Here is a 13073-nt window from a genome sequence, read left to right as displayed (position 1 = left end):
CAACAACCTAAAGCGCGATGACGATTCATCCTAATCGCGTCGCGCTTTAGCCGCGATTGCGAGGCGCTGAAGCTTCCGCATCGTCATGGCCGGGCCTGTCCCGGCCATCCACGATTTGCCGCGAGTTACGAAGAACGTGGATGCCCGGGACAAGCCCGGGCATGACCATCACCGCTGCTTCGTTGGTTCGTCCTCGTCCCGCTCGCTGGGGTCGGAGGAATCGGCGGTGAGGCGCTCGCCGGTCCAGTCGACGCCGAATTCCTCGAGCCCGTTGGCGAGCAGGTCGCCCAGCATCGGCTCGCCGAGCAGATAGTGCACCGTTTCGCGGCGCGGGCTGCGATACTCACCGCGCGCCTCCACGGCGCGGGCGCGCAGATCGTCCCAATCATCGATCGTGCCGTCGCCGCGACCGAGCCAGGTCAGCGCCACTAGATCGACCTGCTCGTCCTCGTTCAACGCGATCATGAAGCTTCCGAGCTCGTTGACGACAGGGTCGGAGCCATCGTCCTCGAGGACATCGACCGAACCGTCGTCGCTCGGGTTCGAGCCGGAATCCGGATCGGAATCCCCCTCCTTGACGTCGAATTCACGCGCCTTCTCGATGATGAAGGCGACCTTCTCGGCGGAAATCGTAAGCTCCGGCATGGCTCTCTCCAGGGTTCCCGCGATAACGCCGCATCGCGTCAGATGATCCATTGCGCTTGACGGCGGAAGACCGCATGTTTCGGCACCAAAAGAAGCTGGGAAGGTGCCGGATGCAGTGGCAGGTGGGCAAGGTCAAAATCACCAAAGTGGTGGAATTGGAGACGGTCGGCTCGACCCGCTTCATCCTGCCGCTCGCGAGCAATGAGGAAATTCGCACGCTGCCCTGGCTGATCCCGCATTTCGCCACTGAAGAAGGCCGGCTGAAAATGTCGATCCATTCGCTGGTGGTGGAGACGCCCGGCAGGCGCATCGTGGTCGACACCGGCCTCGGCAACGACAAGCAGGGCCGCAACGTCCCGACCTGGAACAACCGCAGCACGCCGTTCCTGGAAACCATGACGGCGGCCGGCTTTGCGCCCGACAGCATCGACACCGTGCTGTGCACGCATCTTCATGTCGATCACGTCGGCTGGAATACGAAACTGTCCGGCGGCAAATGGGTGCCGACCTTCCCGAAGGCGCGCTACGTTTTCGGCAGGACCGAATACGAATACTGGCGCGAGCATTCGACCGAGCCGGACAAGCAGGCCGTGTTCGGCGATTCCGTGCAGCCGATCGTCGATGCCGACAGGGCCGATCTGATCCCGAGCGACCACCGTCTCTGCGAGGAGATCAGCATGATCCCGACGCCGGGCCACAGTCCCGGCCATATGAGCATCCTCATCCAGTCGGACGGCGAACAGGCCCTGCTCACCGGCGATGTCGCCCACCACCCCTGCCAGATGGCGCATCTCGGCTGGTCCTCGACCGCCGATTCCGACCAGGCGCAATCGGCCGCAACGCGGGCGGCGCTGTTCGGCCGCTTTGCCGACACGCCGACGCTGGTGATCGGCGGACATTTTTCGGCTGGACATATCAGGCGGGAGGGAGACGCGTTCAGGTTTGTGGCGCTGGGGTGATCTCTGTTTTGGGCGGTTGAATTTCCTGCCGCCCTGTTCCATGAAGCTGTTAACCGATCGGTCCAATCTCCAGGGAGAAACGAGAATGAAGCTTGTTCGTTACGGCGAGAAGGGTGCGGAAAAGCCCGGCCTGATCGACAAATCCGGCCAGTTGCGCGACCTGTCGGCGCATGTGAAGGACCTCACTGGCGAAGCCTATTCGCCGGAGTCCCTGAAGAAGCTGGCGGCGCTCGATCCCGCCGCGCTGCCCGCCGTTTCCGGCAAGCCGCGGTTCGGCGCGCCCGTCACCGGCATCTCGAAATTCGTGGCGATCGGCCTCAACTACAGCGACCATGCCAAGGAGACGGGCGCCGATATTCCGAGCGAGCCGATCATCTTCATGAAGGCCAACACCTCGCTGTCGGGCCCGAACGATCCGGTCGAGAAGCCGCGCGGCTCGACCAAGCTCGATTGGGAGGTCGAGATCGCCGCCATCATCGGCACCCGCGCAAAATACGTCTCGGAAGCCGACGCGCTGAACCATGTCGCCGGCTATTGCGTCTGCAACGACGTCTCCGAGCGCGCGTTCCAGATCGAGCGCCTGGGCCAGTGGACCAAGGGCAAGTCGCACGACACGTTCGGCCCGCTTGGGCCATGGCTCGCGACCAAGGACGAGATCAAGGACGTGCAGAACCTGTCGATGTGGCTCGACGTCAATGGCCAGCGGCGCCAGACCGGCTCGACCAAGACCATGATCTTCTCGATGGCCAAGTGCATCTCCTATGTCTCGCAGTTCATGACGCTGCTGCCCGGCGACATCATCACCACCGGCACTCCGCCCGGCGTCGGCCTCGGCATGAAGCCGCCGACCTTCCTCAATGTCGGCGACGTCGTCACGCTCGGCATCGAAGGTCTCGGCGAGCAGCGCCAGGAGATCATCGCGGCGTAAGGCGCAATTCTCTCTTCGTCATTCCGGGACGGCGCGTAAGCGCCGGACCCGGAATCTCGAGATTCCGGGTTCGATGCTTCGCATCGCCCCGGAATGACAACAAGGATCCAAAATGAAGCTCACCTTCTCCCCCGCCTCGCCCTTCGCCCGCAAGGTGCGCATCGCCGCCATCGAGCTCGGGCTGATCGACAAGATCGAGTTCGTGCCTGCGGCCGTGACGCCGGGCACGGCCAACGAGGACTATTCGCGCATTACGCCGCTGAAGAAGCTGCCGGTGCTGATCACCAATGACGGCGACGTGATCCTGGATTCCTACGTCATCGTCGAATATCTCAACGAGATGGCCGGCGGCAGCCTGATCCCGGATTACGGTCCGCGGCGCTGGAAGGCCAAGACCAACCATTCGCTGATCAACGGCATGCTCGATTCCATGCTGCTGTGCCGCTACGAGAAGATGGTGCGGCCTCAGGGCCTGCAATGGCAGGCCTGGTCGGACGACCATTGGAACCGGGCCTGGACCGGCATGGCGCGCTTCGAGAACATGCCCGACGTCCTGAACGGTCCGTTCGACATCTCGCAGATCGGCCTCGTTTGCGTGCTCGGCTATGCCGACTTCCGCTTCGCCGATTGCGGCTGGCGCAAGGCCTATCCGAAGCTCGACGCCTTCCACCAGAGGATGCTGGCGCGGCCCTCGGTCAAGATCTCGGTGCCGCCGGCCGCGTAAATCTGCGAGAGTTCTCATGAGCCTGAAGTTCTCAGTCGGCGATCTCACCATCCATCGCATCATCGAGCAGGAGACCTCCTTCGTCCCGGCGCTGGAAATGCTGCCGGGACTGACCGCGGAGGTGCTGGCCGAGAATCGGGCGTGGATGCGGCAGGCCAGAGCGCTGGACGAGCAGGACGTGCTGCTGCTGTGCTTCCAGTCCTACATCGTGAAGACGCCGCACCACACCATCCTGATCGACAGCTGCATCGGCAACGACAAGCCGCGGCCGCAGCGGCCGAAATGGAACATGAAGACAGACGACACCTATCTGCGCGCGCTCAATGCCGCCGGATTCTCGGTCGAAGACATCGACTTCGTGATGTGCACGCATCTGCATGTCGATCATGTCGGCTGGAACACGCGGCTCGAGAACGGCCGCTGGGTGCCGACCTTCCCCAAGGCGCGTTATGTCTTCGCCAAGCAGGAGTTCGATCACTGGTCTGCGCAGAACGCGACGGAGATCCCGCCTTTCGCCGACAGCGTGCTGCCGGTGGTCGAGGCGGGGCGCCACGAGCTCGTCGGCAACGATCACCAGATCGGCGACCATGTCCGCATCCTGCCGACGCCCGGCCACACGCCGGGCCATATCGCCATTACGATGGGCCGCAGCAAGGACGATGCGGTGTTCTCCGGCGACCTCATGCACTCGCCGCTGCAGACGCTCTATCCGGAGCTGTCAATCAAGTTCGATGTCGATCCGGCCAAGGCAGCCACGACGCGCCGCAGCTTCCTCGATCGCTATTGCGACACCGAGACGCTGTGCTGCACCGCGCATTTCCCCTCGCCGTCGGTCGGAAAGATCAGGCGCAAGGGCAGCGGATTCGTTTGCGCGGCGGTCTAGCGCAAGCGGTCTTCCTGCTTCCTCCCGTCCATGCCCGGGCTTGTCCCGGGCATCCACGCTCTTACAATCCATCGATCACAAGGAACGTGGATGGCCGGGACAAGCCCGGCCATGACGAGGAAACAACATGCCTGATCTGCCCGACATTCCCCTCCCGGCCGGCATCCGCTCACGCACCATCGACGGCATCAACGGCTTGCGCATGCATGTGCTCGAGGCCGGCTTCGAGACCAAGGGGCGACGCTGCATCCTGCTGCTGCACGGCTTTCCGGAGCTGGCGTTCTCCTGGCGCAAGGTGATGCCGGCGCTGGCCGACGCAGGTTATCACGTGATCGCGCCGGACCAGCGCGGCTATGGGCGCACGACGGGATGGAGTGCGGAGTACGGCAGCGATCTCGCGCCCTTCTCGCTCTTCAACCTCGTGCGTGACGCGCTCGCCCTGGTGTCGGCGTTCGGCTACAGGCAGGTCGATGTGGTCGGGCATGATTTCGGCAGCCCGGTCGCGGCCTGGTGCGCCTTGATCCGGCCTGACGTGTTTCGTTCGGTGACGATGATGAGCGCGCCGTTCGGCGGACCGCCGCCGCTGCCGTTTGGCACCGTCGACATGCCGGCCAAGCCTGCGGCCGAAGACCCCGTTCATCGCGAGCTTGCCGCGCTGCCGCGGCCGCGAAAACACTATCAATGGTACTACTCGACACGCGAGGCGAACGCCGACATGCATCGCGCGCCGCAGGGCGTGCATGATTTCCTGCGCGCCTATTATCATCACAAGAGTGCGGACTGGACCGACAACAAGCCCTATCCGCTGCAATCGTGGTCGGCACATGAGCTGGCGAAGCTGCCGACCTATTACGTGATGGACCTGAACGAGACCATGGCCGAGACGGTCGCCAAGGAGATGCCGTCGCCGGCCGCGGTCGCCGCCAATCACTGGCTGCCGGACCGCGATCTCGCCTATTACAGCGCCGAATATGGCCGCACCGGATTCCACGGCGGCCTGCAATGGTATCGCTGCGGCACGTCGGGCGCTTTCAACAACGAGCTGCAATTGTTTGCCGGCCGCAGCATCGACGTGCCCTCATGCTTCGTCTCGGGCAAGCAGGACTGGGGCACCTATCAGCGTCCCGGCGTGTTCGAGGCGATGCAGGCGCGCGCCTGCACCAGAATGCTCGGCTGCCATCTCGTCGATGGCGCCGGCCACTGGGTCCAGCAGGAGCAGCCCGCCGAGGTCAGCCGGCTGCTGCTCGACTTCCTGGCGAAAGCTGGCGGCAGCTGATTTGACCGGGGAACCACGGCGCCTTATATAGTTTAGAACTATTCTAAACTAGGAAGACAGGCGGCCGTGAAGAATTTTGCCGATCTGACCGAGCGCGAGGTGCTGGCGGTTGCGATCTCCTCCGAGGAGGAGGACAGCCGGATCTACATGACCTTCGCCGAGGATCTGAAGGAACGCTATCCCGACTCCGCGAAGCTGTTCGAGCAGATGGCCGAGGAGGAGCGCGGCCATCGCCACATGCTGCTGGAAACGTACGAGCAGCGCTTCGGCCAGCATTTGCCGCCGATCCGCCGCGAGAACGTCAAGGGCTTCCTGCGCCGCCGCCCGATCTGGCTGACCAAGAACCTGCCGCTCGACACGATCCGGAAGGAAGTCGAGACCATGGAGCTCGAGGCCGAGCGCTTCTACGTCAAGGCCGCCGAGCAGGCCGAGGACGTCAACGTGCGCCGGCTGCTCGGCGACCTCGCCGAAGCCGAGAAGGCTCATGAGCATACGGCCGCGAAACTCACTGACGAGATCCTGAAGCCCGACGTGCGCGCCGAGGAGGACCGCACGCGCCGGCGGATGTTCGTGCTGCAATATGTGCAGCCGGGTCTTGCCGGCCTGATGGACGGATCGGTCTCCACGCTGGCGCCGCTGTTTGCGGCGGCCTTCGCCACGCATCAGAACTGGCAGACGTTTCTGGTCGGTCTCGCCGCCTCGATCGGCGCCGGCATCAGCATGGGATTTGCGGAAGCGCTGTCCGATGACGGCTCGCTGACCGGGCGCGGCTCGCCCTGGCTGCGCGGCGTTACCTGCGGCGCGATGACGACGCTCGGCGGGCTCGGCCACACCGCGCCCTATCTGGTACCGGACAGCTGGGCCAACGCGTTCTGGATCGCGACCGCCATCGCCTGTGTCGTCGTGTTCTTCGAATTGTGGGCGATCGCCTTCATCCGCTCGCGCTACATGGACACGCCGTTCCTCCAGGCCGCGTTCCAGATCGTGCTCGGCGGCGCCATCGTGCTGGCGGTGGGGATCGTGATCGGGGCGGCGTAGGAGACACACTGTCCCACTGACATATCAATCGCGATCAAACGGCGGTTGCGACGTTCGGCCAAACTGCGCATCATCCTCCAACAACCAGAGCGGGAGAAGCGCCGTGGCGAGGTCGGAATGGAGTTTCAAGAGTGCGGTCGAGCTGTCGGCCGCATTGAGCGCGAAGAAGGTCTCCGCGGTCGAGCTCACGCAGGATGCGATCGCCCGTATCGAGCGCCACGACGGCAAGATCAATGCGATCTGCGCGCGCGATTTCGAGCGCGCCCTCGTTGCGGCGCGCGAGGCGGACGCGGCGCTGGCGCGCGGCGAGCGCAAGCCGCTGCTCGGCCTGCCCGTGACGATCAAGGAATCCTTCAACGTCGCCGGCCTGCCGACCACCTGGGGGTTCGTGCCGCAGAAGGATTTCAAGCCTGTGGAAGACGCGCTGCCTGTGGCCCGTATCAAGCAGGCCGGCGGCGTGATCCTCGGCAAGACCAACGTGCCGGTCGGCCTCGGCGACTGGCAGAGCTACAACGACATCTACGGCACCACGAACAACCCCTATGATCTCGGCCGCACGCCGGGCGGATCGTCCGGGGGATCGTCCGCAGCCCTTGCCGCGGGCTATTGCGCGCTCGCCACCGGCTCCGACATCGGCGGCTCCCTGCGTGTGCCGGCTTTTCATTGCGGCATCTTCGCGCATAAGCCGACTCTCAATCTCTGCCCGGCGCGCGGCGAGACCCCGCCACCGTTTCCGGCCATTCCGCGCGAGGGCGACCTCGCCGTCATCGGGCCGATGGCGCGCACGGCAGCAGATCTCTCCCTGCTGCTCGAGGTCATGGCCGGACCGGATCCGCTGGATGCCGGTGTCGCCTACAAGCTCGACTTGCCCGTCGCACGGCATCAATCATTGCGGGACTTTCGTGTCCTGGTGATCGACAGCCACCCGCTGCTGCCGACCGACCGGGACGTCCGCAGCGCGATCGACGGGCTCGCAACTGATCTGTCGAAGGCCGGCGTGAGGATCGCGCGAGAGAGCGGCCAGCTCCCGGACTTCGCGGAGACGTCGCGGCTTTACATGCGCATGCTCCTGAGCTTCCTCGGCGCATTCTTCCTGCCGGATGAGCTTGCGGACTCGCAGGCCCGGGCGAGCCAGCTTTCGCCGGAGGATCGCAGCCTCGGCGCGGAGCGACTGCGCGGTATCACCGCAAGCCACCGCGCCTGGGTGCTCGACGCAGGCAGCCGCGCCGGCCTGCGGGCGCAATGGCGCGCGCTGTTCAAGAGCTTCGACGCGGTGATCTGCCCGATCATGCCGACGCCGGCCTTTCCGCATGACCATTCGCCGGACCAGAGCCTGCGGCGTATCAGCATCGACGGCCAAGACTATCCCTATTCCGACCAGCTTGCCTGGCCGGGCATTGCGACGTTGCCGGGCCTGCCTGCGACGGCCGTTCCGCTCGGTTTGACGAAGGACGGCCTGCCGGTTGGCGTGCAGATCGTCGGCCCGTGGCTGGAGGATCGTACGCCGCTGATGCTCGCCGAACTGATCGAGCGCGAACTCGGCGGATTCGTGCCGCCGAAGATGTTCGACGATTGAGGCGCGTATGGTGGGCGAGACGATTCGCCCTTGGCACTGATCGAACGTCACGCGATCAGGGCTCCGCGCGCGTCGCACTCAGCTGTCGAACATGATCACGCTGCGCAGCGTCTTGCCGGCCTTCATGTTGGCAAAGCCCTCGTTGATCTCGCTCAGCTTCAGCTTGGCCGAGATCCAGTCCTCGAGGTGCAGGCGGCCGCGCAGGTAGAAATCGACCAGCCGCGGCATGTCCACACGGAAATGGTTGGAGCCCATCGAGGAGCCCTGGATCTTGCGCTCGCGCAGGAAGTCGAAGCCGTGCAGCTCGATCTTCTGGCCGAACGGAATCATGCCGACGATGGTCGCGGTGCCGCCGGAGGCGAGCATGCCGAACGCCTGCTCGGCGGTCTCCTTGCGACCGAGCACCTCGAACGAGTGATGCACCCCGCCATTGGTGAGATCGCGGACCTGCTTCACGACGTCACCATCCGCCGGGTTGATGATGTCAGTCGCCCCCAGCTTGGTCGCGAGTTGAAGCTTGGCCGGATTGGTGTCGATGGCGATGATGCGGCCGGCGCCGGCGATCTGCGCGCCGTTGATCGCGGCCATGCCGACGCCGCCGCAGCCGATCACCGCCACGGTCTCGCCGGCCGTCACCTTCGCCGTGTTCACCACCGCGCCGTAGCCGGTGATGACGCCGCAGCCGATCAGCGCGGCGAGATCGAGCGGCATCTCCTTCCTGATTTTGACGATGGCGTTCTCGTGCACCAGCATCTGCTCGGCGAAGGAGGAGAGGTTCAGGAACTGGTGCAGCTTTTCCGGCTTCGACCATTGCATCCGGTTGGAGACGCCCGGCAGCATCTTCACCGTGGTGTCGGTGCACAGCACGGTGCGGCCCGTGGTGCAGTTGTCGCAGGTGCCGCAGAACACCGAGAGGCAGGTGACGACGTGATCGCCGGGCTTGACGTAGGTCACGTCCGAGCCGACCAGCTCGACCACGCCCGCCGATTCATGCCCGAGCACCGCCGGCAGCGGATGCGGATAGAGCCCTTCCATGAAATGCAGGTCGGAGTGGCAGAGACCCGCGACCGCCGTGCGGATCAGCACTTCGCGCGGACCTGGCTTCGGCAGGCTGATGTCCTCGATGACGAGCGGCTGGTTGACTTCATGGAGGACGGCGGCCTTCATCGGTGTTTCCTCGTTGTTATGATTGTCGTCGCGTGCAGAGGCTCGACCTTTCCCATCGGGAGAGGTCGGCGCGACGCGTCGGGTGAGGGGTTATGCTCCCTCATCGGACCTGAGCCCCTCACCCGATTTGCTGCGCAAATCGACCTCTCCCGATGGGAGAGGTGAAGGGGGAGCCTACGCTGCCAGAACCAGTTCGCCAACCTCGCTCATGCTTCCTGCGCGATCGCCGAGCAGCAATGCGGCGATCTTCGCTTGCGCGGCATTTTCCGTCAGCCGGAACGGATCGCTCTGCAACACCCGATGATCGATGACGAGGCGTGACAGCAGCAGGCGGCGCGCATCGCCGCGCATCTCGTGGATGCGATGCGCCTCCCAGGCGAGCGCGACCGCGCTCGCGACATGATAGAGCAGGCTGGTGGCGCGGCGAGCCTCCGCCTCATTCTCGGACTTGCCCGCGACCTCGCGCGCAAAGCCGACGGCGCGATCGGTGAGACCGCGTAGACGGTCGCGCCAGGCCTGCGGCACGGAGGCGCTGTCGTCGAGCCGGGCGTGCAGATCGGCCGCGAGCGCGGACTCCGCGCCGTGACGGCCGACCGCGCGCCGCAGCGCATCGATGGCCACGATGTTGCCGGTGCCCTCCCAGACCGAGCCGAGATGGGCATCGCGCAGCAGGCGGGCGGTGGCGAATTCCTCGATATAGCCGATGCCGCCGCGCATCTCGAGCGCATCGCCACAGACCTTTCGTGCATCGCGCGTGGCGCGGAATTTCAGCGTCGGGGTGAGAATGCGCAGGAGCGCTGCCGCATCCTGGCTGCCCGCTTCGGCACGGTCGAGCGCATCGGCGGTGAGAAAGCTCATCGACAGCGCCTGCTCGACCGGCAGCATGATCTTCAGCATCTGCCGCCGTCCGAGCGGCAGGTCGACGATGCGGCTGCCGAACACCACGCGGTTCGTCGCCACCGTCATCGCGTCATGATAGGCGCGGCGCATCAGCGCAGTGGACTTGACGCCGTTGGAGAGCCGCGACGAGTTGACCATCTCGGCCATCTGCACGAAGCCGCGGTCGAGCTTGCCGACCGCGTAGGCGATCGCGCCTTCGAGCTTGATCTCGCCCGAGGCCATCGAACGCGTGCCGAGCTTGTCCTTGAGGCGCACGATTCGGTAGTTGTTCTGCGAGCCGTCGTCGAGGAAGCGCGGCATCAGGAACAGGCCGACGCCGCGCGTGCCGGGGCCCGCGCCTTCAGGGCGCGCCAGCAGCATCACGACCTTGGCGTCGGCATTCGAGCAGAACCATTTTTCGCCGTAGAGGCGCCAATGGTCGCCCTCCTGCACCGCGCGCGTGGTTAGCGTGCCGACGTCGGAGCCGCCCTCCTTCTCGGTCATGAACTGGCCGCCTTGGGTCAGCTTGCTCATGTCGGTCGAGGTCAAGCCGTCGAGATATTTTGCCTTCAGCGATTCGCTGCCGAAGTTCGCCAGCAGCTTGGCGCAGCCGTCGGTAACGTTGATCGGGCAGCCCATGCCGAATTCGGTCTGGTTGAACAGGAAGGTGAAGGCGTGCTTGGCGACGACGGGATATTTGTCCGGCCAACCCATGATGCCCTTGCGGATCGAGAGCGCGTGGATGCCGAACTCGCCGAATGCAGCGTTCTCCAATTCGCGATAGGCCGGGTGGTATTCGATCCACTGCATGTCGCGGCCGAACTTGTCGCGCTGGTGCAGAACGGGCGTGTGCCGGTCCGCGAGCCGCGCGCACTCGTCGAGATGGCCGCCGGCGAGCTCGCCGAGGCGGTCGAGATGCGGCTCGATATGACGGAACAGCGTGTCCGGCAGATGGATGCGCAGGAGATCGGCCAGCGCCGGATCGGCGCGGTAGAAATTCATGCCTGACGTATCGGGCGCCAGTAGGCCGGATGGTGCGGCCGCGACATTTTGTGGCTGCGCTGTGACCGGCTTGTGCATGATCGTCCTCTTCGTTTCCGTCCGACGGCAATTCTTTGCGCTTGCCGCTTTGGATGATGTCGATCATGCTCCAGTCGCGGACAGCGATAAAGCCGCAAATTGTCAGGGAGGCATGATCGCCGTGGAGGAGCAATTCGCTCTGCGGAACTGTCATCGTCCCGGCTGGTTCTTCGCACAGCCCATGCATAGATCAGCGGCTCCTGCTTCCGAGAGATCACGCCATGGAACATCCGAAATACAAGATCGCCCTCATCGTCGGTGCCGGCGAAGGCCTGAGCGCCTCGCTGGCGCGGCTGCTCTCCGCCCAGGGCATCCGCGTCGCGCTCGCCGCGCGAAAGATCGAGAAGCTCGGCGCGCTCTGCAGCGAGACCGGCGCCAAGGCCTATGCCTGCAACGCCACCGAGCCCGACGAGGTGGAGCGGTTGTTCGGCCTCGTCGAGCGCGAGATCGGAACGCCCGACCTCGTCGTCTACAATGCCAGCGGCCGTACGCGCGGACCTTTCATCGAGCTCGTTCCGGCCGACGTCGCGCAGGCGATTGCGGTCAGCGCCTATGGCGGCTTTCTGGTGGCGCAGCAGGCGGCCAAGCGCATGCTGCCGAACAAGCACGGCGCGATCCTGTTCACCGGCGCCTCCGCCAGCGTCAAGGGCTATGCGCAGTCGGCCCCGTTCGCAATGGGCAAGTTCGCGCTGCGCGGACTCGCGCAGAGCATGGCGCGCGAGCTATCGCCACAGGGCATCCATGTCGCACATTTCGTCATCGACGGCGGCATCCGCAGCGCGGCGCGAACCGAACCGGCGGACAAGCCGGATTCGATGCTCGACCCCGACGCGATCGCGGAGAGTTATTGGAACGTGCTGCAGCAGCCGCGCAGCGCCTGGAGCTGGGAGCTGGAGCTGCGGCCCTGGGTCGAGAAGTTTTGAGGCAATAGTTTGAGGCAATAGCGTCACAACAGCCGTCATTGCGAGCGAAGCAAAACAATCCAGAAGGCAGAACCTCACCCTGAGGAGCATAAAGGCTGGATTGCTTCGCTTCGCTCGCAATGACGAAAGAAAGGGAGGCGACATGACCACGGAAACCACCATCGACACCGGCACCAGTGAACTCCTCTGCGTCGTCCGCGACCGCGTCGCGATCATCACGCTGAACCGGCCGGAGGCGCGCAATTCGCTGTCGGACGCGCTGACGCCGGCGCTGCGCACGATGATCCGGACCTGCGGCGAGGATCCCGGTATCGGCGCGCTGCTGCTCACCGGCGCGGGCGAAGCGTTCTGCGCCGGCGGCAACGTCAAGGGCATGGGCGCACATCGCGACAAGGCGAAGCTCGACATGTCCTTTGACGACAGGGTTGCCGACCTTCAGGAGCGACAGCGGCTGCTGACCGGCGCGCTGGTGTCGGTGCGCAAGCCGACCATCGCCGCGCTGCCCGGTCCCGCGGTCGGCGCCGGACTTGCCATCGCCATGGCCTGCGATATCCGCATCGCCGCGCAATCCGCCTTCGTTGCGACCGGCTATGCCCGCATCGCGCTCAGCGGCGACTACGGCATCGCCTGGCTGCTCACCCGGCTGGTCGGCACCGCGCGGGCGCGCGAGCTGATGTTCACCGGCGATCGCGTCGATGCGGCGCGTTGCGAAGCCATCGGCCTCGTCAACCGCGTGGTGCCTGATGACAGGCTGCAAACCGAGGCCTTCGCGCTGGCCAGATCGTTCGCCGAAGGCCCGCGCCTGGCGCTGCGCTACATGAAGGACAATCTCGACGAGGCCGTGCTGTTCGATTTCGAAACGGCGCGCGACCACGAGGCTGAACGACTGATCCGCCTGACCACGACAGCGGATCACAAGGAGGCGGTGCAGGCCTTCATAGAGAAGCGGAAAGCGGTGTTCACGGGGAAGTAGGGGCTACGCGCTCCGAGCCATC

At 65.1% G+C, this 13073-nt stretch carries 12 protein-coding genes; 9 read left to right on the top strand and 3 right to left on the bottom strand.

Annotated features, from left to right (window positions below; genetic code table 11):
• Positions 1-168: 168 nt before the first annotated feature.
• Entirely contained in the window at positions 169-645 is a 477-nt protein-coding gene (locus ABIA42_RS37470) for a DUF3775 domain-containing protein (RefSeq protein ID WP_271527005.1), read from the bottom strand.
• Between the two features lie 110 nt (positions 646-755).
• Here ABIA42_RS37470 and ABIA42_RS37465 point away from each other — a divergent pair, with 110 nt between their 5' ends.
• From ABIA42_RS37465 to ABIA42_RS37435, 7 genes are all read left to right on the top strand, one after another.
• Positions 756-1604 carry an MBL fold metallo-hydrolase gene (locus ABIA42_RS37465; RefSeq protein WP_370115984.1) on the top strand — a complete coding sequence of 283 codons (849 nt, stop codon included), beginning with the start codon at positions 756-758 and terminating at the stop codon, positions 1602-1604.
• Between the two features lie 85 nt (positions 1605-1689).
• Positions 1690-2532 (top strand): fumarylacetoacetate hydrolase family protein, encoded by an 843-nt coding sequence (locus tag ABIA42_RS37460; RefSeq protein WP_370115986.1) that lies wholly within the window; start codon positions 1690-1692, stop codon positions 2530-2532.
• Between the two features lie 112 nt (positions 2533-2644).
• Positions 2645-3256 carry a glutathione S-transferase family protein gene (locus ABIA42_RS37455; RefSeq protein ID WP_271527008.1) on the top strand — a complete coding sequence of 204 codons (612 nt, stop codon included), beginning with the start codon at positions 2645-2647 and terminating at the stop codon, positions 3254-3256.
• Positions 3257-3272: 16 nt separating this feature from the next.
• The gene (locus ABIA42_RS37450) at positions 3273-4139 is read left to right on the top strand and encodes an MBL fold metallo-hydrolase (protein WP_370115987.1); all 867 of its coding nucleotides are present in this window, start codon (positions 3273-3275) and stop codon (positions 4137-4139) included.
• Positions 4140-4266: 127 nt separating this feature from the next.
• Positions 4267-5415 carry an alpha/beta fold hydrolase gene (locus ABIA42_RS37445; RefSeq protein WP_370143725.1) on the top strand — a complete coding sequence of 383 codons (1149 nt, stop codon included), beginning with the start codon at positions 4267-4269 and terminating at the stop codon, positions 5413-5415.
• A gap of 66 nt (positions 5416-5481) precedes the next feature.
• A complete protein-coding gene (mbfA, locus tag ABIA42_RS37440; protein ID WP_271527011.1) occupies positions 5482-6453 on the top strand; it encodes an iron exporter MbfA in 972 nt (323 codons plus the stop codon).
• Between the two features lie 103 nt (positions 6454-6556).
• Positions 6557-8029 (top strand): amidase, encoded by a 1473-nt coding sequence (locus ABIA42_RS37435; RefSeq protein WP_370115989.1) that lies wholly within the window; start codon positions 6557-6559, stop codon positions 8027-8029.
• 78 nt (positions 8030-8107) lie between these two features.
• Here ABIA42_RS37435 and ABIA42_RS37430 read toward each other — a convergent pair whose 3' ends face one another.
• On the bottom strand, positions 8108-9196 hold the full coding sequence (locus ABIA42_RS37430; RefSeq protein ID WP_370115990.1) for a Zn-dependent alcohol dehydrogenase: 1089 nt from the start codon (positions 9194-9196) through the stop codon (positions 8108-8110).
• A 174-nt stretch (positions 9197-9370) separates the two neighbouring features.
• Entirely contained in the window at positions 9371-11155 is a 1785-nt protein-coding gene (locus ABIA42_RS37425; protein WP_370115991.1) for an acyl-CoA dehydrogenase family protein, read from the bottom strand.
• Positions 11156-11376: 221 nt separating this feature from the next.
• Between ABIA42_RS37425 and ABIA42_RS37420 the strand changes: the two genes are divergently transcribed.
• A complete protein-coding gene (locus tag ABIA42_RS37420) occupies positions 11377-12078 on the top strand; it encodes an SDR family oxidoreductase (protein WP_370115993.1) in 702 nt (233 codons plus the stop codon).
• Between the two features lie 142 nt (positions 12079-12220).
• The gene (locus ABIA42_RS37415) at positions 12221-13051 is read left to right on the top strand and encodes an enoyl-CoA hydratase (RefSeq protein WP_370115994.1); all 831 of its coding nucleotides are present in this window, start codon (positions 12221-12223) and stop codon (positions 13049-13051) included.
• Positions 13052-13073: the final 22 nt, after the last annotated feature.

This window comes from Bradyrhizobium sp. USDA 327 (genome assembly GCF_041262065.1).
Classification (GTDB): Bacteria; Pseudomonadota; Alphaproteobacteria; order Rhizobiales; family Xanthobacteraceae; genus Bradyrhizobium; species Bradyrhizobium liaoningense.
The sequence above is the reverse complement of the archived record's forward strand: the minus strand, read 5'-3'. Positions and strand labels throughout refer to the sequence as shown.

Coding starts and splice junctions, on each gene's coding strand:
- ABIA42_RS37470 (WP_271527005.1), bottom strand. CDS start 645: ATGCCGGAGCTTACGATTTCCGCCGAGAAGGTCGCCTTCATCATCGAG.
- ABIA42_RS37465 (WP_370115984.1), top strand. CDS start 756: ATGCAGTGGCAGGTGGGCAAGGTCAAAATCACCAAAGTGGTGGAATTG.
- ABIA42_RS37460 (WP_370115986.1), top strand. CDS start 1,690: ATGAAGCTTGTTCGTTACGGCGAGAAGGGTGCGGAAAAGCCCGGCCTG.
- ABIA42_RS37455 (WP_271527008.1), top strand. CDS start 2,645: ATGAAGCTCACCTTCTCCCCCGCCTCGCCCTTCGCCCGCAAGGTGCGC.
- ABIA42_RS37450 (WP_370115987.1), top strand. CDS start 3,273: ATGAGCCTGAAGTTCTCAGTCGGCGATCTCACCATCCATCGCATCATC.
- ABIA42_RS37445 (WP_370143725.1), top strand. CDS start 4,267: ATGCCTGATCTGCCCGACATTCCCCTCCCGGCCGGCATCCGCTCACGC.
- ABIA42_RS37430 (WP_370115990.1), bottom strand. CDS start 9,196: ATGAAGGCCGCCGTCCTCCATGAAGTCAACCAGCCGCTCGTCATCGAG.
- ABIA42_RS37425 (WP_370115991.1), bottom strand. CDS start 11,155: ATGCACAAGCCGGTCACAGCGCAGCCACAAAATGTCGCGGCCGCACCA.
- ABIA42_RS37420 (WP_370115993.1), top strand. CDS start 11,377: ATGGAACATCCGAAATACAAGATCGCCCTCATCGTCGGTGCCGGCGAA.
- ABIA42_RS37415 (WP_370115994.1), top strand. CDS start 12,221: ATGACCACGGAAACCACCATCGACACCGGCACCAGTGAACTCCTCTGC.